A 21,322-nucleotide genomic window follows, 5' to 3' on the forward strand; every position below is an offset into this window, starting at 1 on the left:
GGCCTGGGTGGGGAAACGTGCGGGGAAGCGGGTGGAAACGCGCGAAGGCGTGGATTTTACGCCGCTCGGTGCTGCGATGCAGCATCGGCGGCCTCGGGTCTGCCCCAGCTTGGACCGTTCCATACCCGGGCGTACATATACGGCTCCGTATCCAGTCCGAGACGCCCATGACCGTCCAGATCGAACCCCGCCTGCCAGATACCGCTGCCCAGCAGGCCAGTGTCTGGAACCAGCCCGGCCGGACCGCGCTGTTCAATCCGGCAGCCGAAGGCCCGCGCGAAATCGACACGGTCGGCACCGCGCAGGTGGCCGCCAACGAGCGCCGCGGCGATGCCACCCAGATCGACGGCGACGCCACCAACGCCGGCACCCGCGTGCAGACGCAGAGCGAAACCGGGCAGCCGCTGTTCATCGACAAGCTGGGCAACACCGCGCAGGTCGAGATCACCCGCGAGCGCACCGGCGAACTCGACCAGCGCTCCGGGCAGTACTACGTGCTGGCCGACCAGCTGGTGTTCAAGACCGGCAACAGCGACGACCAGGTCAAGGTCACCCAGGGCGAAAACGGCCAGCTGAGCTTCGACGTCAATGGCGAGCAGTACGACGTCAGCCTCGCGCAGGGCCAGCAGCTCACCGTGCGCACCGGCGACGGCAACGACAGCATCGAGATCGACCCGTCGGTGAAGGTCAACTTCATCATCGAAGCGGGCAACGGCGACGACACCATCCAGGGCGGCGCCGGCAACGACCGCATCGACGGCGGCGCGGGCAACGACCACATCGACACCGGTGGCGGCTTCAACTACGCGTCCGGCGGTGCGGGCGACGACACCATCACCGGCGGCGACGAAAACAACACCCTGTACGGCGGCGACGGCAACGACGCCATCACCGGCGGCAAGGGCAACGACTACATCGAAGGCGGTGCGGGAGACGACGTCATCGTGGCCACCGCGGGCAAGAACGTGCTGTCCGGCGGCCTGGGCGACGACACCATCACCGCCAGCGGCAACGGCGATCGCATCTACACAGGCGGCGGCACGAATACCGTCGGCAACATCGGTGCCGACGGCCTGGTGTACGCCGCCGGTATCGGCGACAAGCTGACCGGCGCGGCCGACGCGGACCCGAACGTGGTCAACGTGGTGCTCAACAGCGATGCGGGCCTCAAGGGCGTGAAGGTGGAAGGCTCGGAAGCCTTCGTGCAGCGGGTCGAGGCCGACATCGAAATGCTGCGCAGCTCGCCGAACGGGCAGAAGATGCTGGCCGAGTTCGACAAGGCCGCGGCCAAGGGCAACGTGGTCACCATCCGCGAGCTGCAGAACGTCGACAACGGCTACGCGCAGAGCGTCGGCGGCTCGGACATCCGCAATGGCCAGCCGGGCAGGTCCGGCCCGGTTGATATTTCCTACAACCCGGCGTTCGCCATTCCCGAGCTGCCGGTGCCGTCGGTGACCCTGTTCCACGAGATGTCGCACGCCTACAACGGCGTCAACGGCACCTTCCTGCCGGGCACCTACACCGGGCCGGGGCCGGACAGCCCCAACCCCGCGGCCGGCTTTGAAATCCCCAACGCCGAGCGCCAGGCGGTCGGGCTCGAGACCACGGCCACGCCGTACGACTTCGGTGACGGCTCCGGCCCGATCACCCACAACCCGACCGCGCTGTCCGAGAACGGGTTGCGCGCAGAGATGGGACTGGAATTGCGGCCGAGCTACGCGATCTGACGCGAGGCCATGGAACAGGGATAAGGAGGCACAGGGAAGGGGGCAAACGGCGGCCAGCAATGGTCGCCGTTTTTTGTTGCCTGCTGATTGCCCGCTGCAGGGCCCGGAGCGTGGAGCTCTGGCGGTAGTGTCGGCGCGCCATGGAAGGCGCGAGCCGGGGCAGGATGCCTCCGGGGCAAGGAGCGGTCTCCGGCCCTAAAGGCACGGAGCCCCATCGGGGCCTGCACGAGTGCCTGATCATGCGTCTCCCTCCGGGGAGGGAAGACCATGAGAAAGGCCCCGCGTGTGCGGGGCCTTCCGAGGGTGACGACGCTGACGTGGCCGGTTACAGCAGCGGCACCAGCAGCACTGCGACGATATTGATGATCTTGATCGGCGCCTGCGGCGCGCCCTCACCCCGTTCCCCTCTCCCGCAAGCGGGAGAGGGGCGATCGTGCCGTGCAGGTCGGGCTTCGGTTACAGCAGCGGCACCATCAGCAACGCGACGATGTTGATGATCTTGATCAAGGGGTTGATCGCCGGGCCCGCGGTGTCCTTGTAGGGATCGCCGACGGTGTCGCCGGTCACCGCGGCCTTGTGCGCCTCGGAGCCCTTGCCGCCGTGGTTGCCGTCCTCGATGTACTTCTTGGCGTTGTCCCACGCGCCGCCGCCGGTGGTCATCGAGATCGCGACGAACAGGCCGGTGACGATGGTGCCGATCAGCAGGCCGCCCAGCGCCTTCGGCCCCAGCAGCAGGCCGACCACGATCGGCACCGCGACCGGCAGCAGCGACGGCACGATCATTTCCTTGATCGCCGACTTGGTCAGCATGTCCACCGCCTTGTCGTACTGCGGCTTGCCGGTGCCTTCCATGATCCCGGGGATGTCGCGGAACTGGCGGCGCACTTCCTCCACCACCGCGCCCGCGGCGCGGCCCACGGCTTCCATCGCCATCGCGCCGAACAGGTAGGGGATCAGGCCGCCGATCAGCAGGCCGATGATCACCATGTGGTCGGACAGGTCGAAGGTGAACACTTCGCCCGGGTTGTTGGCCTGCAGGTTGTGGGTGTAGTCGGCGAACAGCACCAGCGCGGCCAGGGCTGCCGAACCGATCGCGTAGCCCTTGGTCACCGCCTTGGTGGTGTTGCCCACGGCGTCCAGCGGATCGGTGATGTCGCGGATCTCGCTCGGCAGCTCGGCCATCTCGGCGATGCCGCCGGCGTTGTCGGTGATCGGGCCGTAGGCGTCGAGCGCGACGATCATGCCGGCCATCGACAGCATCGCGGTCGCGGCGATGGCGATGCCGTACAGGCCGCCCAGGCCGTGCGCACCCCAGATCGCGGCGCACACCGCGATCACCGGCAACGCGGTCGACTTCATCGAGATGCCGAGGCCGGCGATGATGTTGGTGCCGTGGCCGGTGGTGGAAGCCGCCGCGATGTGCTGCACCGGCTTGAACTGGGTGCCGGTGTAGTACTCGGTGATCCAGACGATCACGCCGGTCAGCACCAGGCCGATCAGGCCGCAGTAGAAGATGTTGGTCGACGAGACCATCAGCGTGCCGTCGAGCGTGGTCAGCCCGTTCGGGAACAGGTCCGCGGTGACGAACCAGAACGCGACCGCCGACAGCAGCGCCGACACGATCACGCCCTTGTACAGCGCGCCCATGATCGAGCCGCCCCCGCCCTTGGACGGATCGCCCACCTTGACGAAGAAGGCGCCGATGATCGAGGCGATGATCGACACCCCGCCCAGCAGCAACGGATACAGCACCGCGTGCGAGTCCTCCGCGAACATCAGGCCGCCGAGCAGCATGGTGGCGATGATGGTCACCGCGTAGGTTTCGAACAGGTCCGCGGCCATGCCGGCGCAGTCGCCGACGTTGTCGCCCACGTTGTCCGCGATCACTGCCGGGTTGCGCGGGTCGTCCTCGGGGATGCCGGCCTCGACCTTGCCCACCAGGTCGGCACCGACGTCCGCGCCCTTGGTGAAGATGCCGCCGCCCAGGCGCGCGAAGATCGAGATCAGCGAGGCGCCGAAAGCCAGGCCGACCAGCGCGTGCAGCGCGGTCTCGCCGGTGATGCCCATGCGCCCGAGCACCATCCAGTAGCCGGCCACGCCCAGCAGGCCCAGGCCCACCACCAGCATGCCGGTGATCGCGCCGCCGCGGAACGCCACGTCCATCGCCGCGCTCATGCCCTTGCGGGCGGCCTCCGCGGTGCGCACGTTGGCGCGCACCGAGACGTTCATGCCGATGTAGCCGGCCGCGCCGGAAAGCACCGCGCCGATCGCGAAACCGATCGCCGTGGGCCAGTTGAGGAAGAAGCCGATCAGTACCAGCAGCACCACGCCGGCGATGCCGATCGTCGTGTACTGGCGGTTGAGATAGGCGCGCGCGCCTTCCTGGATCGCGCCGGCGATCTGCTGCATGCGCTCGTTGCCCGCGGGCTGCCGGTTGATCCAGCCGGCCGAGAAGATTCCATAGAGAATCGCGACGGCGGCGCAGGCGAGCGCCAGCCACAAACCATACTGCTCGAGCATGAATTTCCTCCCCGGAAATGTTGCGGTTGAAACAACAGCGGAACTATCGCATAGCGTCGGGAGACTGGATGTTGCAGTGCGGGAAGGCCCGGGATGGCTTCAACCGGTGCCGACGCGTCCGTGAGCGCCGATTCAGCCACCCCGTGACAGCCTTGGCGCCCTGTTCCGAGGAATCCAACGGGAATCCCATGCGCCTGATCGCTCCCCTCATGCTCCTTGCCGCGCTGCCGGCGTTCGCCGCCGACCCGGTGCCCGAGATCACCCGCCCGGCCGCGACCCCGCAGGCCAACGGCGTGGTCCACACCCTGCGCCAGATTCCCGAAGCCTGCGCCCGCATCGAGGGTGCGTTCACCGGGCAGGCGGCCGAGCCCTACAAGTTCGCCGTGGTCCGCACCAGCCAGAACTGCCAGCCGCGCGCGCGCTTCGTCGATGCCGCGAAGGCCAGGCCATCCGAAGCCTCGGGCTGGAAGTTCAACGACCTGATCCGCGTCCCCAGCGCCGCCTGCCCGTCGCAGCAGGCGGTGGTCCGCATCTGGCGCAAGCCGGTGGAGGTCGGCCAGGAGCGCGACGGCCAGGGCCAGTCGCGGATCTACCTCGATGACGCGATGAAGACCGCCGCGGCCGGCAAGCTCCCCCCGATCCCGATGTACGCCGCGGCGATGAGCGTCGAGGGCAAGGCCTGCCCATAGGTCGGGGCTACGCCGCCGACGGCCCATCGCGAAAATCGTCGGGGACGTAACTCCGACCCGCGGTTCCGACACGCGCTCGATGCGTGCGCCTGGCGCTTACGCGTCGAAACCCGCCAGCTTCTTCTCCAGCAGCACGTTGTCCAGTTCCACGTACTTCGGAATCCCGTCGCGCCCGTACGGCGGTGGCGCCTCGCCGCGGATCAGCGGTTCGAGGTAGCGGCGGGCGGCGGCGGTGATGCCGTAGCCGTCGCGGCGGATGAAGTTCGCCGGCATCTTCTTCTCGCGATTGGCGATCTTCGCAAGCGGCGCGGGCTCGATCTTCCAGCGGTAGGGCGTGTCGGAGGTGCGCACGATCACCGGCATGGTCGCGTTGCGGCCGGCCAGCGCGTACTGCACCGCCGCCTTGCCCACGGCCAGGGCCTGGTCGAGGTCGGTCTTCGAGGCGATGTGGCGGGCGGAGCGCTGCAGGTAGTCGGGCAGGGTCCAGTGCACCTTCATGCCCAGTTCGTGCTTGACCCGGCCGGCGAGGAACGAGGCGACGCCGCCGAGCTGGGTGTGGCCGAACGAATCCTTGCCGCCGCCGGCGTCGGCGACGAAGCCGCCGTCGGCGGTGCGGATGCCTTCGCTGGCGACCACCACGCAGTAGCCCACCTTCGCCACGATCTTCCCGACCCGGGCGAGGAAGTCGGCCTCGTCGTACGGGCGCTCGGGGAACAGGATCAGGTGCGGGGCGTCGTCCGGCCCCTTGCCGGCCAGCCCCGCCGCTGCGGCCAGCCAGCCGGCGTGGCGGCCCATGGCCTCGTAGACGAAGACCTTGGTGGACGTCTCGGCCATCGCCGCCACGTCCAGCGCGGCCTCGCGGACCGACACCGCGGTGTACTTGGCCGCCGAGCCGAAGCCGGGGCAGCAATCGGTGACCGCCAGGTCGTTGTCCACGGTCTTGGGCACGCCGACGCAGGTCAGCGGATAGCCGAACTCGGCGGCCAGCTTCGACACCTTGTTGGCGGTGTCGGCCGAGTCGTTGCCACCGTTGTAGAGGAACCAGCGCACGTCGTGGGCGCGAAGCACGTCCAGCAGGCGCTCGTAGCGCGCCCGGTCTTCGTCCAGCGACTTGAGCTTGACCCGGCACGAGCCGAACGCCCCGCCCGGGGTGTGGGCCAGCGCGCGGATGGTGGCGGCGGATTCCCTCGAGGTGTCGATCAACTCCTCGCGCAGCGCGCCGAGGATGCCGTTGCGCGCGGCCAGCACCTTGACCTTGCGGGCGCGGGCCTCGGCGATCACCGCCGCGGCGGTGGCATTGATGACGGCGGTGACGCCGCCGCTCTGGGCGTACAGCAGGGTTCCTTGGGGCATCGGGAGCATCCGGGGGAGGGGTCGGGGGCCGGGATACGGTAAAGTGGCGCGTCAGCGCCGCGGCCACAGGGCAGTCTACGCCCGCGCGGCGCCCCGTCTTTTTCAGCGTTCGGAGCAATCGATGCGACTGGTACTTCTGGGTGCGCCGGGATCGGGCAAGGGAACGCAGGCCGCACGCCTGAAGGAGCACCTGCAGGTGCCGCACATCTCCACCGGCGACCTGCTGCGCGCGGAAGTCGCCGCCGGCAGCCCGCTCGGCCTGCAGGCCAGGGAAGTGATGGCGCGCGGCGACCTGGTCTCCGACGAGATCCTGCTGGGCATGCTCGAGGACCGCTTCTCGCGCGCCGATACCAAGGGCGGCTTCATCCTCGACGGCTATCCGCGCAACCTTGCGCAGGCGGACGCGATGGACGCGCTGCTGACCCGCATCGGCCAGCCGATGGACTACGCGGTGCAGCTCGACGTGCCGGTGGAACTGCTGGTCGAGCGCATCGCCGGCCGCGCCAAGGCCGAAGGCCGCGCCGACGACTCGCCCGAAGCCGTGCGCAAGCGCCTGCAGGTCTACGAAAACCAGACCGCGCCGGTGATCGAGTTCTACCGCGCCCACGGCCAACTGACGGTGGTCGACGGCGTGGGCTCGCTGGACGAAGTGTTCACCCGGATCATCGAGGCGATCGCGCCGGAGAAGGCGGTCGGCTGATGAATCGCTTTCTCCCGCTTGCGGGAGAAGGTGCCGGAGGCGAATGACGGCGCTCCTGGTGTCGCTGGCCTTGCCACTGCTGTGTCCAGGTGGATCGCGACCGGACGTTCCCCACCTCATTCCTCTCCCGCAAGCGGGAGAGGCGGCGTTGGCGCCGTGCAGGAGTCCCCTCGCCGTGCGCAGTCACGATCATTGAGAGGCGTTTGCCCTTGAAGCTCCATATCCTCGGAATCGCCGGTACTTTCATGGGCGGCGTCGCCGCGCTGGCGCGCGAGCTCGGTCACGCCGTCGAAGGCAGCGACCAGGCGATCTATCCGCCGATGTCGACCCAGCTCGAAACCCTCGGCATCGAGCTGAAGCCCGGGTACGTCCCCGGCAACCTCTCGCCCGACTGCGACCAGGTCGTGATCGGCAACGCGCTGTCGCGCGGCAATGCGGCGGTCGAGCACGTGCTCGATGCCGGCCTGCGCTACACCTCGGGCGCGCAGTGGCTGGCCGAGAACGTGCTGCCCGGGCGCGACACGCTGGCCGTCGCCGGCACCCACGGCAAGACCACGACCACCACGATCCTGGCGTTCCTTTTGCAGGCCGCCGGACGCGAGCCGGGGTTCCTGATCGGCGGAGTGGCAGAGGACTTCGGGGTGTCGGCGCGACTCGGCGGCGACCGCCCTCCCTCATCCGGCCCTCGCGTCGCCGCGGCCGCACCCGGCGACGCGCGAACCGATGGGTCGCAAGCGCATGGCTTCGCCCGGCAGGGAGAGGGGCAACCAGGCCAGCCTGCGGCCGCGGATTCCAGCGTGGGCCGCGAGTTCGTCGTGGAAGCCGACGAGTACGACACCGCGTTCTTCGACAAGCGCAGCAAGTTCGTGCATTACCGGCCGCTGGTCGCGATCCTCAACAACCTCGAGTACGACCACGCCGACATCTTCCCGGACGTGGCCGCGATCCAGCGCCAGTTCCACCACCTGGTGCGCACCGTGCCGGGGCGCGGCCGGCTCATCGTCAACGGCCACGACCAGCGCCTGCGCGAGGTGCTGGAGATGGGTTGCTGGACGCCGGTGGAGCGCTTCGGGCTGCACGGCGGGACGGCCGGCGCGGCGTTCGAATGGCGCGCACGCAAGCTGCGCGGCGACGGCAGCGCCTTCGCGGTTCTGCACGGCGACGAGGAACTCGGCGTCGTCGAATGGTCGCTGCTCGGCGACCACAACGTGCTCAACGGCCTGGCCGCGCTTGCCGCCTGCGCCGCGGTCGGCGTGGACGTGGCGGCGGTGATCCCGGCGCTGGCGCAGTTCCGCAGCGTCAAGCGCCGGCTCGAGGTCATCGGCGGGCATGACGGCATCACCGTGTACGACGACTTCGCCCATCATCCGACCGCGATCGCCACCACGCTCGCCGGCCTGCGCGCGAAGGTCGGCGACGCGCGGATCGTGGTGGCGATGGAGCCGCGCAGCAATTCGATGCGGCTGGGGGCGCACGCCGACGCGCTGGCGCCGTCGCTGGACGGCGCGGACGTGGTGGTGTTCCTGCACCGGCCCGAGCTGGCATGGGACGCGGGCAAGGTCGTGGCGGCGCTGCGCGGCGAGGGCCACGACGTCGCCGACGCCGATGCGCTGGTCGCCACCCTGCACGGCCTGGTGCGCACCGGCGACCACGTGGTCTTCATGTCCAACGGCGGCTTCGACGGCGCGCCGCGGCGGTTCCTCGCGGCCCTGCGCGAAAGCTTGCTGGCTTCGCCTTCGTAGGAGCGGCGGAAGCCGCGATCTGCCGAGGTCCCGGCTTCCGCCGCTCCTGCGAAAGGGGAGACGGCAAACGCCACCCCGACGCCGGCTGCGCTAGCCTGCCGCCCATGCCCATGCAGTCCCTGCCCCTGTTCCCCCTGCACACCGTCCTGCTGCCCGGCGCGGCGCTCGGCCTGCGCGTGTTCGAGCCGCGCTATCTCGACCTGGTGCGCGAATGCGGCCGCGACGGCAGCGGCTTCGGCATCTGCCTGATCCTCGATGGCGAGGAGGCTGGCGGGCCGGCGACGCCCGCGGCGTTCGGCACCGAGGCGCTGATCGAGGACTTCGGCACCGGCGACGACGGCCTGCTGACCCTGCAGGTGCGCGGCGCGCGGCGCTTCCACGTGCGCCGCACGCGGGTGCGCGACAACGGCCTGATGGTCGCCGACGTCGACTGGCGCGGCGACGATGACGTCGACGAACTGCGGCCGCAGCACGGCCTGCTGGCGATGGTGCTCGAGCGCATCCTAGACCAGGCCGGCGGCGAACACGCGCGGGCGCCGGCTGCCAAATTCGAGGATGCGGCGTGGATCTGCTGGCGCCTGGCCGAATGGCTGCCGCTGTCCGATGCGCAGCGGCAGTCGCTGCTGCAGGACGACGACCCGCACGGCCGCCTGGATCAGTTGCTCGGCATGATCTCCTGAGCGCCCGCATCGGCGGGAACGCGCAGCCGCAGCACCTCCACGCCGGTGAGCGGGTGCGGTGACTGCGCCATCGCGAACCCGGCCATCGCCGCGCGCACGTCGTCGTGCGCCACGCCGGTGTCGGGATCCGGCAGCCACAGGCCGAACAGGCCGAACGGCTCGGCATGGTGCAGTACCTGGGTGGTGCCCACCCACAGCGGCCCGCCGTCGGCCAGCTGCACCGGCGCGCGCCACAGCCGCAGCAGCTTGATCTCGCCGGGCCGGTCGCCGGGGCGGCGCAGCAGCAGCGTTTCGGCCTCGGTGTCGAGCGTGGCCGGCAGCACCGGCTGGCGCTCGGGCGGGATGTCGTCGTTGAGCAGCTGCAGCGTTGCCAGCCAGTCGGCCTGCGGCTGCACGCCCCAGCCGTTGGCCTGCAGCCGGCGCTGCAGGGGTTCGAGCGGCCCCTCGATCTGCAGGTCCAGCGGCCAGCGCTGGCTGGCATCGTGTTCCTTGCGCTGCGCGGGCAGGCTCGACCAGCCGCCCTGCCACCACTGCTCGGCGCTCATCGCCACGACCGGCGGCGGCATCGCGAACCGCTCCAGCAGCGTGTCCACCGCGCGCGGCGCGTGCCACAGCGCCGCGACCAGGAACGTGATGTAGAACACCGCCGCCGGCGGCCGCATCCAGAACGAGCGCGCCACGTGGCGCCGGTACGCGATGCCCAGCACCAGCAGCCAGACGATGCCGAACAGCATCCCGCCGACCACGTCGCTGAGCCAGTGCGCGCCCAGGTACAGCCGCGCGAAGCCGAGCACAGCGACCACGGCGCCGCTGACCAGGTACGGCCAGACGCGCTGCCGGCCCGGCATCTCGCGCGCGATCAGCACCGCGAAGAAACCGAAGGTGATCGTGGCCATCGTCACCGCGATCGACGGGAAGCCGAAGCCCGCCGGCGCGGTGGGCGGGTTGGGCATGTCGACCACCGCGCCGAGCAGCGCGGTCAGCACCAGGCCGAAGGCCAGCGCCGCCAGCCAGTGCGCCGCGGCCAGCCAGCGCTTGCGCCACAGCAGCCACGCCAGCGTCAGCGCGACCGCCGGCCCCAGCACCACCGCGTCGCCGATCGAGGCCAGTCCTGCCATCAGCCGGTCGGCCAGCGGGTTGCGCAGCGCCAGCATCGTTTCGTACACGGCGCGGTCGAGCGCCAGCGGCTCGCTGCGCATCAGCACCGTGCCCAGCAGCGCGAACCAGGCCACGCCGATCGCCAGCAGGCAAACGGCAAGGACCAGCAGCGAGGCAGATTCCGGGCGGTTGGGGTCGATGGCCGCCGCGGCGTAGCGGCCCAGGCGCGGATGCATGCGGGTCCAGCGCAATGCGCGCGCCAGCAGAGAATCGGCGTGCCGCGCGAACCAGCGATAGGTGTAGAGCACCGCGGCCCACGCCAGCGCCAGCGCGACCGCGAGGCCGCCGATCGCCAGCGCCAGCCGGTTGGCGACCGCCGCCACCGCGTCGTAGGCGTGGCCCAGCAGCCAGCCGGGGACGAGGAACAGCAGCGCCCAGGTCAGCGCGGCGAACGCGCTCGCCGGCAGGTAGCGCCGGATCGGCATCCGCGCCATGCCCGCGACCGCCGGCACGAACGGCCGGATCGGGCCGACGTAGCGCGCGATCAGGATGCCCTTGACCGCATTGCGCCGGAATACCAGTTCGCCGCGGCCAAGCAGCTGCGGATAGCGCGCGAACGGCCATACCCCACGCAGCCGTGATCCCCAGCGGCGACCGATCCAGAAACTCAGGCCGTCGCCGACGAACGCGCCCAGCGCCGCGCACGCCACCGCGTAAGGGCCATAGAGTTCGCCCAGCCCGATCAGCACGCCGATCGCGAACAGCAGCGGCAGGGCGGGGACGATCGCGCCAAGCACGATCACCGCGTCGCAGAATGCGATCGCGAAGATCACCAGCCCCGCGGCAACAGGATGCGCGCCGATCCAGGCGACGAGTTGCTCGAACCATCCATTCGTCATCGGCGGATTGTACGGGGCGGGCGGTGAATCGAGGCGCCGCTTCCGGGATCCATGGCGTTGTGGTGCTGCTTCGGCAGCAGCCCTTCTCCCGCATGCGGGAGAAGGTGCCCGAAGGGCGGATGAGGGGGCGAGCACAGCGAGCTGCTTTGGCGCGCCGTGGCTCGCGGCGTAGTTGCTCCAATGAAGCAAGCCGTGATCCCGGGCCTTGCGGCCAACAGCAAGAGCTTTCGCGCCGTGACGGCGCGAGCCACCTTTCCTTGCTTGTGCAAAGAAACCTGGCGCAAAGAAAGCACACCCCGCCTGCGCGCCCGACGCTGCGCGTCGGGTCCGCGGAGCCGGCGGGATTTTCCGAGCGGGCATCCTGCCCGTGCGGAAAACGCCGCACATCCATGTGCGGCGCCCTGCGGGTCTTGTCCGCCGGCTCCGCCGCTACGGAGGGGCCCGGAAGATCAAGATCAAGATCACGTAGGTCGGGGCTACGTCCCCGACGTGCTCTTCGCTCCGCCGCAGCGGGGTCCGTCGTGGGGCGCGTCTTGACCCGCCGGCCGTTCCCGTTTCGCCGACATCAAGATCAAGAGCTTTCGCGCCGTGACGGCGCGAGCCACTTTCTTTGCTTGTGCAAAGAAACCTGGCGCAAAGAAAGCACACCCCGCCTGCGCGCCCGACGCTGCGCGTCGGGTCCGCGGAGCCAACGGGATTTTCCGAGGGGGCATCCTGCCCCCGCGGAAAACGCCGCACATCCGTGTGCGGCGCCCTGCGGGTCTTGCCCGCCGGCTCCGCCGCTTCGGAGGGGCCCCGAAGATCAAGATCAACAGCAACAGCAACAGCAACAGCAACAGCAACAGCAGCAGCCTTTTGCGCCGCGACCGCGTTCCTGTCCGGAACGGCAACCGCATCAAGCGGCGTGCACTGCCTACAATGCCGCCATGTCCCGCGACGCGATCGAGATCCAGGCGCTCAAATCCGACAGCTTCGGCCGCATCTCGCTGATGCGCGATGCCGGCGGGGTGTTCGTGCGCCGCGACCTGCGCCACGTGCCGTGGTGGCTGCGGCTGCCTGCATGGTGGCTGGCGCGGCGCGAGGCGCGCGGCTTGCAACGCGTGGACGGGCTCGAGGCGATGCCGCAGCTGCTCGGCTGGGACGGCCGCATCCTCGACCGCAGCTACCTCGACGGCGCGGCGATGTACCAGCGGCCGCCGCACCGCGACCTGGCCTATTTCCGCGCCGCGCGCCGGCTGCTGCAGCGGCTGCACCGCCGCGGCATCGCCCACAACGACCTGGCCAAGGAAGCCAACTGGCTAGTGCTGGCAGATGGCAGTCCCGCGCTGATCGACTTCCAGCTCGCCGTGCTTGGCGATCCGCGCTCGCGCTGGATGCGCCTGCTCGCGCGCGAGGACCTGCGCCACCTGCTCAAGCACAAGCGCACCTATTGCCCGCAATCGATTACCCCGGTGGAGCGCCGCATCCTCAAGCGCACCTCGTGGGTGCGCGAGGCCTGGTTCGCCACCGGCAAGCCGGTGTACCGCTTCGTCACCCGCCGGATCCTGAAGTGGGAAGACAACGAAGGGCAGGGCCCGAAGCCGTAGGAGCGCCCCATGGGCGCGATGGCTTTTGCCGGGAATGCGGTCGCGGCCATGGGGCGCTCCTACAATGGGCCTCCCTGCACGGAACTCCCACGATGACCCCACTCGCCGGCAAGACCCTCTTCATCACCGGTGCCTCGCGCGGCATCGGCCTGGCCATCGCGCTGCGCGCCGCGCGCGACGGCGCCAACGTCGCCATCGCGGCCAAGTCCGACGTGCCCAACCCGAAACTGCCCGGCACCATCCACACCGCTGCGCAGGCCGTGAACGCCGCCGGCGGACAGGGGCTGGCGCTGAAATGCGACATCCGCGAAGAGGACCAGGTGCGCGCGGCGGTCGCGGCCACGGTCGACGCCTTTGGCGGCATCGACATCCTGGTCAACAACGCCAGCGCGATCTGGCTGCGCGGCACCCTGGACACGCCGATGAAGCGCTTCGACCTGATGCAGCAGGTCAACGCGCGCGGCAGCTTCCTGTGCGCGCAGGCCTGCCTGCCGCACCTGCTGGTCGCGCCCAATCCGCACATCCTCACCCTCGCCCCGCCGCCGTCGCTGGATCCGAAGTGGTGGGCGCCGCACACCGGCTACACGCTGGCGAAGATGGGCATGAGCTTCGTCACCCTGGGCCTGGCCGGCGAGTTCGGCCCCCGCGGCGTCGCGGTCAACGCGCTGTGGCCGCGCACGCTGATCGCCACCGATGCGCTGAACATGATCCCCGGCGTCAGCCCCGCCAACGGCCGCAAGCCGGAGATCCTCGCCGACGCCGCCCACGCGATCCTGGCCCGGCCCGCCGCGGGGTTTACCGGCAATTTCCTGATCGACGACGAAGTGCTGCGCGACGCCGGCATCACCGACCTGTCGCACTACGCGTCCGATCCGTCGCAGCCGCTGCTGCCCGACCTGTTCCTCGATTGACCCTTGTAGGAGCGCCCCATGGGCGCGATTGCTCGATTGACCCTGTAGGAGCGCCCCATGGGCGCGATCGCCTTGCCGGCGAGAGCAATCGCGCCCATGGGGCGCTCCTACAGCCTGGAGAACGCGATGAAATACCTCCACACCATGATCCGCGTGCGCGACCTCGACGCCACGCTGCGCTTCTTCTGCGAAGGCATCGGCCTGCGCGAAACCCGGCGCATGGACAACGCCGCCGGCAGGTACACGCTTGTGTTCCTCGCGGCGGACGAGACGCCGGAAGCCGAGATCGAGCTGACGTACAACTGGCCGCCCGAAGACGGCTCGCCGCCCGAGGACTACGGCAGCGCCCGCAACTTCGGCCACCTCGCGTTCCGGGTCGACGACATCCATGCCACCTGCGAGCGCCTGCAGGCGATGGGCGTGACCATCAACCGCCCGCCGCGCGACGGCCACATGGCCTTCGTGCGCTCGCCGGACCTGGTGTCGGTGGAACTGCTGCAGGACGGACACCTGCCGCCGCGCGAGCCGTGGGTGTCGATGCCGAACACGGGGACCTGGTGATGGCCGCATCTGAAACGAAGGCATCCAGCGTTGACCTGATTGCCGCCGGCAAGCGCCACTACCTGCCGGTGTACCGGCCGCGCGAAGTGATCCTCGACCGTGGCCGGGGCGCGCGGGTATGGGATCGCGAGGGTCGCGAGTACATCGACTTCGCGGCCGGCATCGCCGTGTGCGGGCTCGGCCACGGCGACCCGGACCTGCTCGCGGCGCTGGTCGAACAGGGCGGCAAGCTGTGGCATACCAGCAACGTGTTCTACAGCGAGCCGCCGCTGCGGCTGGCGGAAGAGCTGGTGCAGGCCTCGCGGTTCGCCTCGCGGGTGTTCCTGTGCAACTCCGGCGCCGAGGCCAACGAAGCGGCGATCAAGCTGGCGCGCAAGTGGGCCGCGCAGCAGGGCCGGCCGCCGGAGCGGCGCGTGATCGTCAGCTTCCGCGGCAGCTTCCACGGCCGCACGCTGGCGGCGGTCACCGCGACCGCGCAGCCCAAGTACCAGGAGGGCTACGAACCGCTGCCCGGCGGCTTCCGCTACGTCGACTTCAACGACATCGCGCAGCTCGAAGCGGCGATGGCCGGCGGCGACGTTGCCGCGGTGCTGGTCGAACCGGTGCAGGGCGAGGGCGGGGTGATGCCGGCCGCCGACGGTTTCCTCGCCGCGGCGCGCGCGCTGTGCGACCGCTTCGACGCGCTGCTGGTGCTCGATGAAATCCAGTGCGGGATGGGCCGCACCGGCACGCTGTTCGCGCACTGGCAGGACGCCGTGGTGCCGGACATCGTGACCCTGGCCAAGGCGCTGGGCGGCGGTTTCCCGATCGGCGCGATGCTGGCGGGGCCAAGGGCGGCCGAGGTGATGCAATACGGCGCCCACGGCACCACGTTCGGCGGCAATCCGCTGGCCGCGGCGGTGGCGCGGGTGGCGCTGCGCAAGCTGGGGTCGGCGGAGATCGCCGCCAACGTCGCGCGGCAATCGGCCGCGCTGCGCGCGGGATTGGCTGCGATCGACGCCGAGCTGGGCCTGTTCGCGCAGGTTCGCGGCCGTGGCCTGATGCTGGGCGCGGTGCTGAAGCCCGAGCATGCTGGGCGTGCGGGCGAGGTGCTGGACCACGCCGCCGCGAACGGCCTGTTGCTGCTGCAGGCCGGCCCCGACGTGCTGCGTTTCGTGCCGGCGCTGAACCTTGCCGATGCCGACGTGGCCGAAGGACTGGCGCGGCTGCGCGCCGCACTCAAGGCCTTCGTTACCCGGTAGGAGCGCCCCATGGGCGCGATCGCTTTCCCGGCGAAACCCATCGCGCCCCTTGCGGCGCTCCCATGAGGCGCTCCGACAGTTCAGGTCGCGCGCAGCGCCTGCTCGAGATCCGCGACCAGGTCGTCGGGATGCTCCAGCCCCACCGAGATCCGCAGCAGGTCCTGTGGCGAGGTCGGGCGGTCGCCTTCGACCGACGCGCGATGCTCGACCAGCGATTCGCAGCCGCCCAGCGACGTGGCGTTGGTGAACAGCCGCAGCGCCCCGGTCATCGCCAGCGCCGCATCGCGACCGCCGCGCAGCCGCACGCTGAGCATGCCGCCGAAGTCGCGCATCTGCTTCTTCGCGACCGCATGGCCAGGGTGCGCGGCCAGACCCGGGTAGTTCACCTGTTTCACCTCGGGCTGCGCGGCGAGGAACTCCGCGATGCGCCGCGCATTGGCGCAGTGCATCGCCATCCGCGCCGGCAGCGAGCGGCAGCCGCGCAGGGTGAGCCAGGCGCTGAACGGCGCCAGCACCGCGCCGGTGACGTGGAGCCTGTGCGCAACGCGCTGGAAGGCCTCGTCCGCGCGTGCGAACGCCAGCGCGCCGCCAAGCACGTCGCTGTGGCCGCCGAAATACTTGGTGGTCGAATGCATGACGATGTCCGCGCCCAGCGCCAGCGGCTGCTGCAACGCCGGCGAGGCGAAGGTGTTGTCGCACAGCAGCAGCGCACCGTGTGCATGCGCGAGGGCGGCCAGCGCGGCGATGTCGCTGACTTTCATCAGCGGATTGGATGGCGTTTCCACCCAGAGCAGGTCGAGTCCGCGCTCGCACGCCGCGCGCACGGCCTCGAGGTCGGCCATGTCGAGGACATCGACCGTGATGCCGCGCGCGGGCAGGAATTCGGAGGCCAGCATGCGCACTCCGGTGTAGCAGTCGTCGGGGATCGCGACGCGCGCACCGGCGGGCAGCGATTCGAGCAGGTTGCTCGCCGCCGCCATCCCGGAGGCGAAGGTCAGCGCCGTCGCGCCGCCTTCCATTGCGGCGACTGCCTCGCGCAGGCGGTCGTTGGTCGGGTTGCCCTCGCGCTGGTACTCGTAGCCGGCGACGCGCTCGGCGGCCGGCCCGTGACGGAAGGTCGTGGACAGGTGGATCGGCGGGGTGACCGCGCCGGTCGCGGCGTCGGCTTCGCCGCCGGCATGGATCGCGAGGGTTTCGAAGCGCATCGGGTCAGTCCTCCGGGAAGTCGAGTTCGCGCAGCGCGGTGAGCAGCGCCGGCAGGTTGCGGTAATGATGCGCGCGCAGCCCGGCGCGGCGGGCGCCCTCGGCGTTCTCGCGCTTGTCGTCGATGAACAATGCCTCGGCGGGCGCGTGGCCGAGCGCCGCCAGGCAGCGCACGAAGATCGCCGGATCCGGCTTGGCCAGCCGGAACTGCGCCGAGCAGAACACGCTGCCGTCGAACAGCGGGAACAGCGGCGGGCAGATCGTCGGCAGGTGGTCGCGCAGCAGCAGGTTGTTGTTGGTCAGGATCGCGACCTGCGCGTGGCGCGCAATGCGCTGCGCGAGCGCGAGCACGGCCAGGTGCGCGCGCGTTGCGGCGCGGCGCGCGGCGATGCAGTCGTCCAGCGAGACCGGCCGGCCGAGCCGGCGCGCGAGTTCGCCGGCCTGGCCCTGCGCGTCATGCAGGCCGAGATCGGCATCGCGCTCAAGCCCGGAACCGAACAGCGCCTGCGAAACCGCTTCGACGCCGGCGCCGCTGCGCTCGGCCAGCAGCTGCAGCCGCGCCGCGTGGTCGTAATGCACCAGCACGCCGTCCAGGTCGAACAGGACGACGGCCGGCGCATTGCTCACGCCTTCGCCACCCGGAACGCCTCGCGCGCGGCGACCAGGGTTTGTTCGATCACGGCGTCGTCGTGCGCGGCGGACATGAAGCCGGCCTCGAACGCCGACGGCGCCAGGTACACGCCGCGTTCGAGCATGGCGTGGAAGAAGCGGTTGAACGCGGCGCTGTCGCAGGCGATCGCCTGCGCGTAGGTGTCGACTTTCTCGTCGCTGAAGAACAGCCCGAACATGCCGCCGACGCGGTTGGTGGTCAGGGCCACGCCCGCTTCGCCTGCCGCGGCTTCGAGGCCGTCGCACAGCAGGTTGCTGCGGCGCTCGAGTTCGGCGTGGAAGCCGGGCGCCTGGACCAGTTCCAGCATCGCCAGTCCCGCCGCCATCGCCACCGGATTGCCGCTGAGCGTGCCGGCCTGGTAGATCGGGCCGGCCGGCGCGATCTGCTGCATCAACTCGCGGCGGCCGCCGTACGCGCCCACCGGCATGCCGCCGCCGATGACCTTGCCGAACGTCGCCAGGTCGGCCGTCACCCCGTAACGCGCCTGTGCGCCACCCAGCGCGACGCGGAAACCGGTCATCACCTCGTCGAAGATCAGCAGCGCGCCGTGCCGCGTGCACAGTTCGCGCAGGTGCTGCAGGAAACCCTCGCGCGGCGGCAGGCAGTTGGCGTTGCCGACCACCGGCTCGACGATCAGCCCGGCGATGTCGCCGCCGCACTCGTCGAACAGCGCGGTGGCGGCGTCGAAATCGTTGTAGGGCAGGGTCAGCGTGAGGTCGGCCAGCGCCTTGGGCACGCCCGGCGAGGTGGGCACGCCGAATGTCAGCGCGCCGCTGCCGGCCTTGACCAGGAACGAGTCGCCGTGGCCGTGGTAGCAGCCTTCAAACTTGACAATCCGCGCGCGCCCGGTCGCGCCGCGCGCCAGCCGGATCGCCGACAGCGTCGCCTCGGTGCCGGAGTTGACCATGCGCACCATTTCGCAGCCCGGGACCAGCCGCGCGATGGTTTCGGCCATCGTCACTTCAAGCGGATTGGGCACGCCGAACGAGAGCCCGTCGCGCGCCGTGCGCAGCACTGCATCGAGCACCGCCGGATGGTTGTGGCCGACGATCATCGGGCCCCACGAACCGACGTAGTCGATGTAGCGGTTGCCGTCGACGTCGAACAGGTACGGGCCTTCCGCGCGCTGCGCGAAGAACGGCGTGCCGCCGACCGACTTGAACGCGCGTACCGGCGAGTTGACGCCGCCGGGCATCAGGGTTTGCGCGCTTGCAAACAGCGCCTGCGAACGTTGGGTGTTCATGCGTGATTTTCTCCGTCTTCTGCGTCGGCGCGTGCCGGCGCGGCTTGATGTTCTTGTGGGAATTCCTGCTCTTGCGGGAGCGGCCTAGGCGGCGAGTGCTTCGGCCCGGCAGTTGCGTCCCGCGCCACGTCGCTGCCAGCTTGTCCCGCCTGCGGCGCGCCGACGGGCCGGGAGTGCGCGTCCTCGATGAAGCACGCGCGATACGCCTGCGCCGCCGCCACCGGATCGGGCGCGTCGAACACCCCGCTGATCACCGCGAGCAGGTCGGCACCGGCGGCGACCAGTGGCCGCGCATTGTCCGGGGTGATGCCGCCGATCGCCACCCGCGGCAGGCCGAAGCGTGCCGAGTCCGACAGCAGCCGTGGCGTGGCGCGGCGCGCGTGGGGTTTGGTCGGTGAGGGGAAGAACGCGCCGAATGCGAGATAGCTGGCGCCGGCCGCCGCCGCTGCTTCGGCGCGGGCGATGTCGTCGTAGCAGGAGGCGCCTAGGATCGCGGCGGCGCCCAGGGCTGCGCGTGCGTCGCGCAGGGCGCCGTCGTCCTCGCCCAGGTGCGCGCCGTCGGCGCCGATGTCGGCGGCCAGCCGCCAATCGTCGTTGACCAGCAGCGGCACGCCGGCCTCGCGACACAGCGGCAGCAGTGCGCACGCCTGCTCGCGCCGGAACGCCGCGCTGGCGGTCTTGTTGCGGTACTGCAGCAGGGCGGCTTGCCCGATCACCGCGCGCACGCGCACGAGCAGGCGCGCCGTGCTGCCTTCGTCGGGCGTGAGCAGGTACAGCCCGCGCAGGCCCTGGCCGGGTCTGGCGTTGCCGTGGTGCGAGTGGGAATTCATCGTCGCGGTTTCCTGCAGCGGTGCGGAGTGGGACAATGCGGCTTTCCGCACGAAACGCCCCGCCGGGACGCCATTATCCGATGAACGAGACCGCCGTCGCCTACCGCACCTGGATGTGCGTCGTTTGCGGCTTCATCTACGACGAAGCCGCCGGGCTGCCTGAAGAGGGCATTGCCCCGGGCACGCGCTGGGAGGACGTCCCTGACACCTGGACGTGCCCGGACTGCGGCGTGACCAAGGACGATTTCGAGATGATGCTGGCCTGAGCGAGCCGGCCCGGACGCATCAGCCCGGGAGCATTCAGTTGACGCGGCCCGCACCGCCGAGATCAACCAGGTGCGCGCGCACCGTCATCGCGTCGGGCGCGCGCGGATTGAGCTGCAGGTAGCGCGCCAGGTCGGCGCGCGCACCGCTGTTGTGGCCAATGCGCAGGTAGCCCAGGCCGCGGTCGCGCAGCGCATCGGCATCGTTCGGCGAGAGCTTCAGGAGCCTGTCGGCGCTGCGCGTGGCGCGCTCCCAGTCATCGCCGTCGCTGTACACGCCGTGCAGGTTGCGCAGCACGCGCATCAGGATGGCGCGATTCGAGGCCGGGTTCAGGATCTGCGACAGCGCTTCGTCGTCGGGCGCATCGCCGCCGAGGTGCGGGCGCGCGCGCTGGCGCAGTTCGTCGATGTCCAGTGGACGGCCGCGGTTGAATGGATCCATCACCAGCACGCCATCGTCCACCGGCAGGCGCACCAGGAAATGGCCCGGGAACGACACCCCGTCGAGCGGCACGCCGAGCCTGCGCGCGACTTCCATCTGCACCAGTGCAAGCGAGATCGGATTGCCGCGCCGGCGCTCGAACACTTCGTTGAGGTAGCTGTTGCGCGGGTCGTAGTACTGGTCGTGGTCGCCCGCGTACCCGAGTTCCTCGAACAGGTGGCGGTTGATCGCCTGTATTTTCAGCGCCCAGTGCCCGGTCGCATCGATTTCGTCGCGCATGCCGGCAGCATGGCCCTGCACCAGCGCTTCGTACTGGCCCGCGTCGAGATCTGGGTACTCGTCGCGCGCGATCAGCAGCGCCGTGCCCAGCAGCGGCAGCGATTCGTCATCCAGCCTGGCGAGTGAGTTCCAGTCGGGCAGGGCGATGTGGTCGTGCATGTCCCCAGACTGCGCTGCGCCAGCGGGCGTCGCAAGTGCGGGTGCACCGGCTTCAGTCGCCAGTCGCCGGGATTCCCGGGCCGAAGCGAAGCTCCGCACCGTTCTCGAGACCGATCTGCGCGGCGTTGCCCGCGTTGAGCTCCAGCACGTAGCGCGCCGGCGCGTCGCTCGGATAGGACGGGCAGCGGTCGCCCGCAGAGCACGGAGGCACGTCGCGCTGCTGCGATACCAGCAGGCGCTGGTCGTCGAAGTAGAGGATGTCGAGCGGGATCCGGGTGTTCTTCATCCAGTAGGCCTGGGGCGCCAGTTCATCGTGGATGAACAGCATTCCGTGCCCGCTGGGCAGTTCGTCGCGGAACATCAGGCCGCGCGCGCGTTCGGCGTCGGTGTCGGCGATCTCGACCTGGTAGCGGTGGCCGCCGAGCTCGACCCAGTCGCCGCTTGCGCAGGCAGTGGCGAGCAGGCTGGAGGCGCATAGCGCCAGGTGGGCGAGAACGCGGTTTGGTCGCATCGGTCGGGCTCCACA

The 21,322-nt window shown here is 70.3% G+C and carries 18 protein-coding genes and 1 pseudogene; 10 read left to right on the forward strand and 9 right to left on the reverse strand.

Going from position 1 to position 21,322, the window contains the following annotated elements; all coding sequences use genetic code 11:
* Window positions 1-167 precede the first annotated feature (167 nt).
* Complete coding sequence (locus tag H570_RS0100650) at window positions 168-1,727, forward strand: M91 family zinc metallopeptidase (protein ID WP_027079071.1); 1,560 nt, start codon at window positions 168-170, stop codon at window positions 1,725-1,727.
* A gap of 456 nt (window positions 1,728-2,183) precedes the next feature.
* Here H570_RS0100650 and H570_RS0100655 read toward each other — a convergent pair whose 3' ends face one another.
* Entirely contained in the window at window positions 2,184-4,247 is a 2,064-nt protein-coding gene (locus H570_RS0100655; RefSeq protein ID WP_027079072.1) for a sodium-translocating pyrophosphatase, read from the reverse strand.
* Window positions 4,248-4,435: 188 nt separating this feature from the next.
* On the opposite strand from H570_RS0100655, the gene H570_RS0100660 reads away from it, so the two are divergent.
* A complete protein-coding gene (locus tag H570_RS0100660; protein WP_036134555.1) occupies window positions 4,436-4,936 on the forward strand; it encodes a hypothetical protein in 501 nt (166 codons plus the stop codon).
* 96 nt (window positions 4,937-5,032) lie between these two features.
* Here the strand turns inward: H570_RS0100660 and H570_RS0100665 are convergent, their stop codons facing one another.
* Window positions 5,033-6,289, reverse strand: coding sequence for a 6-phosphofructokinase (locus H570_RS0100665; RefSeq protein WP_027079074.1), 1,257 nt, complete (start codon window positions 6,287-6,289; stop codon window positions 5,033-5,035).
* Between the two features lie 121 nt (window positions 6,290-6,410).
* Between H570_RS0100665 and H570_RS0100670 the strand changes: the two genes are divergently transcribed.
* From H570_RS0100670 to H570_RS0100680, 3 genes are all read left to right on the forward strand, one after another.
* Window positions 6,411-6,989, forward strand: a complete 579-nt coding sequence (locus H570_RS0100670) for an adenylate kinase (protein WP_027079075.1) — start codon at window positions 6,411-6,413, stop codon at window positions 6,987-6,989.
* Between the two features lie 89 nt (window positions 6,990-7,078).
* Window positions 7,079-8,731 carry a UDP-N-acetylmuramate:L-alanyl-gamma-D-glutamyl-meso-diaminopimelate ligase gene (gene mpl, locus H570_RS0100675; RefSeq protein ID WP_425411533.1) on the forward strand — a complete coding sequence of 551 codons (1,653 nt, stop codon included), beginning with the start codon at window positions 7,079-7,081 and terminating at the stop codon, window positions 8,729-8,731.
* A 104-nt stretch (window positions 8,732-8,835) separates the two neighbouring features.
* On the forward strand, window positions 8,836-9,411 hold the full coding sequence (locus H570_RS0100680) for an LON peptidase substrate-binding domain-containing protein (RefSeq protein ID WP_027079077.1): 576 nt from the start codon (window positions 8,836-8,838) through the stop codon (window positions 9,409-9,411).
* Here the strand turns inward: H570_RS0100680 and H570_RS15745 are convergent.
* Complete coding sequence (locus tag H570_RS15745) at window positions 9,387-11,408, reverse strand: bifunctional DedA family/phosphatase PAP2 family protein (protein WP_051175941.1); 2,022 nt, start codon at window positions 11,406-11,408, stop codon at window positions 9,387-9,389. The genes H570_RS0100680 and H570_RS15745 overlap by 25 nt on opposite strands.
* Before the next feature lie 926 nt (window positions 11,409-12,334).
* Between H570_RS15745 and H570_RS0100690 the strand changes: the two genes are divergently transcribed.
* The 4 genes from H570_RS0100690 (at window position 12,335) to H570_RS0100705 (ending at window position 15,707) form a co-directional block, all read left to right on the forward strand.
* Window positions 12,335-12,994, forward strand: a complete 660-nt coding sequence (locus tag H570_RS0100690; RefSeq protein ID WP_027079078.1) for a protein kinase family protein — start codon at window positions 12,335-12,337, stop codon at window positions 12,992-12,994.
* A gap of 92 nt (window positions 12,995-13,086) precedes the next feature.
* Entirely contained in the window at window positions 13,087-13,905 is an 819-nt protein-coding gene (locus H570_RS0100695; RefSeq protein WP_027079079.1) for an SDR family oxidoreductase, read from the forward strand.
* Window positions 13,906-14,031: 126 nt separating this feature from the next.
* Window positions 14,032-14,466, forward strand: coding sequence for a VOC family protein (locus H570_RS0100700; protein WP_027079080.1), 435 nt, complete (start codon window positions 14,032-14,034; stop codon window positions 14,464-14,466).
* Window positions 14,466-15,707, forward strand: coding sequence for an acetylornithine transaminase (locus tag H570_RS0100705; protein ID WP_036134558.1), 1,242 nt, complete (start codon window positions 14,466-14,468; stop codon window positions 15,705-15,707). The genes H570_RS0100700 and H570_RS0100705 overlap by 1 nt, the downstream gene beginning before the upstream one ends.
* Window positions 15,708-15,787: 80 nt before the next feature.
* Here H570_RS0100705 and H570_RS0100710 read toward each other — a convergent pair whose 3' ends face one another.
* The 4 genes and pseudogenes from H570_RS0100710 to thiE all read right to left on the reverse strand — a co-directional run.
* Window positions 15,788-16,912: a trans-sulfuration enzyme family protein gene (locus H570_RS0100710; protein ID WP_027079082.1), complete on the reverse strand. Its 1,125-nt coding sequence runs from the start codon at window positions 16,910-16,912 to the stop codon at window positions 15,788-15,790.
* Window positions 16,913-16,916: 4 nt separating this feature from the next.
* A complete protein-coding gene (locus tag H570_RS15750; RefSeq protein WP_036134561.1) occupies window positions 16,917-17,537 on the reverse strand; it encodes an HAD family hydrolase in 621 nt (206 codons plus the stop codon).
* The gene (gene hemL / locus H570_RS0100720) at window positions 17,534-18,823 is read right to left on the reverse strand and encodes a glutamate-1-semialdehyde 2,1-aminomutase (RefSeq protein WP_027079083.1); all 1,290 of its coding nucleotides are present in this window, start codon (window positions 18,821-18,823) and stop codon (window positions 17,534-17,536) included. The genes H570_RS15750 and hemL overlap by 4 nt, the downstream gene beginning before the upstream one ends.
* Window positions 18,824-19,011: 188 nt before the next feature.
* Window positions 19,012-19,653, reverse strand: a pseudogene (gene thiE, locus H570_RS15755) (thiamine phosphate synthase); the annotation flags it as partial.
* A gap of 35 nt (window positions 19,654-19,688) precedes the next feature.
* Between thiE and H570_RS0100730 the strand changes: the two are divergent.
* Entirely contained in the window at window positions 19,689-19,919 is a 231-nt protein-coding gene (locus H570_RS0100730) for a rubredoxin (protein WP_084499566.1), read from the forward strand.
* A 34-nt stretch (window positions 19,920-19,953) separates the two neighbouring features.
* On the opposite strand, the gene H570_RS0100735 is transcribed toward H570_RS0100730, so the two are convergent.
* Window positions 19,954-20,796: a SirB1 family protein gene (locus H570_RS0100735; RefSeq protein WP_027079085.1), complete on the reverse strand. Its 843-nt coding sequence runs from the start codon at window positions 20,794-20,796 to the stop codon at window positions 19,954-19,956.
* 52 nt (window positions 20,797-20,848) lie between these two features.
* Window positions 20,849-21,307 carry a DUF192 domain-containing protein gene (locus H570_RS0100740; protein ID WP_027079086.1) on the reverse strand — a complete coding sequence of 153 codons (459 nt, stop codon included), beginning with the start codon at window positions 21,305-21,307 and terminating at the stop codon, window positions 20,849-20,851.
* Window positions 21,308-21,322 lie beyond the last annotated feature (15 nt).

Origin of the sequence: Luteimonas mephitis DSM 12574, assembly GCF_000422305.1 — a bacterium.
Taxonomy (GTDB): domain Bacteria; phylum Pseudomonadota; class Gammaproteobacteria; order Xanthomonadales; family Xanthomonadaceae; genus Luteimonas; species Luteimonas mephitis.

Excerpts from the sequence above, each read along its gene's own strand:
- H570_RS0100650 (WP_027079071.1), top strand. The coding sequence starts at position 168 with ATGACCGTCCAGATCGAACCCCGCCTGCCAGATACCGCTGCCCAGCAG.
- H570_RS0100655 (WP_027079072.1), bottom strand. The coding sequence starts at position 4,247 with ATGCTCGAGCAGTATGGTTTGTGGCTGGCGCTCGCCTGCGCCGCCGTC.
- H570_RS0100660 (WP_036134555.1), top strand. The coding sequence starts at position 4,436 with ATGCGCCTGATCGCTCCCCTCATGCTCCTTGCCGCGCTGCCGGCGTTC.
- H570_RS0100665 (WP_027079074.1), bottom strand. The coding sequence starts at position 6,289 with ATGCCCCAAGGAACCCTGCTGTACGCCCAGAGCGGCGGCGTCACCGCC.
- H570_RS0100670 (WP_027079075.1), top strand. The coding sequence starts at position 6,411 with ATGCGACTGGTACTTCTGGGTGCGCCGGGATCGGGCAAGGGAACGCAG.
- H570_RS0100680 (WP_027079077.1), top strand. The coding sequence starts at position 8,836 with ATGCCCATGCAGTCCCTGCCCCTGTTCCCCCTGCACACCGTCCTGCTG.
- H570_RS15745 (WP_051175941.1), bottom strand. The coding sequence starts at position 11,408 with ATGACGAATGGATGGTTCGAGCAACTCGTCGCCTGGATCGGCGCGCAT.
- H570_RS0100690 (WP_027079078.1), top strand. The coding sequence starts at position 12,335 with ATGTCCCGCGACGCGATCGAGATCCAGGCGCTCAAATCCGACAGCTTC.
- H570_RS0100695 (WP_027079079.1), top strand. The coding sequence starts at position 13,087 with ATGACCCCACTCGCCGGCAAGACCCTCTTCATCACCGGTGCCTCGCGC.
- H570_RS0100700 (WP_027079080.1), top strand. The coding sequence starts at position 14,032 with ATGAAATACCTCCACACCATGATCCGCGTGCGCGACCTCGACGCCACG.
- H570_RS0100705 (WP_036134558.1), top strand. The coding sequence starts at position 14,466 with ATGGCCGCATCTGAAACGAAGGCATCCAGCGTTGACCTGATTGCCGCC.
- H570_RS0100710 (WP_027079082.1), bottom strand. The coding sequence starts at position 16,912 with ATGCGCTTCGAAACCCTCGCGATCCATGCCGGCGGCGAAGCCGACGCC.
- hemL (WP_027079083.1), bottom strand. The coding sequence starts at position 18,823 with ATGAACACCCAACGTTCGCAGGCGCTGTTTGCAAGCGCGCAAACCCTG.
- H570_RS0100730 (WP_084499566.1), top strand. The coding sequence starts at position 19,689 with ATGCGGCTTTCCGCACGAAACGCCCCGCCGGGACGCCATTATCCGATG.
- H570_RS0100735 (WP_027079085.1), bottom strand. The coding sequence starts at position 20,796 with ATGCACGACCACATCGCCCTGCCCGACTGGAACTCACTCGCCAGGCTG.
- H570_RS0100740 (WP_027079086.1), bottom strand. The coding sequence starts at position 21,307 with ATGCGACCAAACCGCGTTCTCGCCCACCTGGCGCTATGCGCCTCCAGC.